The organism is Streptomyces katrae (assembly GCF_000966975.1).
Lineage (GTDB): Bacteria > Actinomycetota > Actinomycetes > Streptomycetales > Streptomycetaceae > Streptomyces > Streptomyces katrae.
This window is the reverse complement of sequence record NZ_JZWV01000133.1, coordinates 1-361: the sequence shown is the minus strand read 5'-3', so window position 1 is coordinate 361 and position 361 is coordinate 1. Positions and strand designations below refer to the sequence as shown.

The window sequence follows — 361 nt, the reverse complement described above, 5'->3', positions numbered from 1 at the left end:
GGCGTCGGCTTCGGGCCCGGCGTCTGACTGGGAGTGGGCGTCGGCGTGGGGCTGGGCGTCGGCTTCGGGCTCGGCTTCGGGGTGCCCGGGGCCGGGAGCGGGGCACCGCTGCCGTCGGGGACCTCGTGCGCCCCCTGGAGGTAGTACGCGTACCAGGACCGCACCGTCCGCAGGTACTCCGCGGACTGGTTGTACGAGAGCACGGCCCGGTCCAGGCCGTCGCCCGTCCTCAGGTCCCGGTTCCCGGCGCAGAGGTAGCGTCCGGCCGCCAGGGCCGCGTCGTGGACGTTGTTGGGGTCGCGCCGGCCGTCGCCGTTGCCGTCCTGACCCCAGGCCGCCCAGGTGGAGGGGATGAACTGCA

General features: G+C 75.1%; 1 protein-coding gene. It reads right to left on the bottom strand.

The window, feature by feature from the left end; all coding sequences use genetic code 11:
- Nucleotides 1-361, bottom strand: a 361-nt coding sequence (locus VR44_RS07055) for a lytic transglycosylase domain-containing protein (protein ID WP_045946515.1), incomplete at both ends; no start/stop codon positions are given.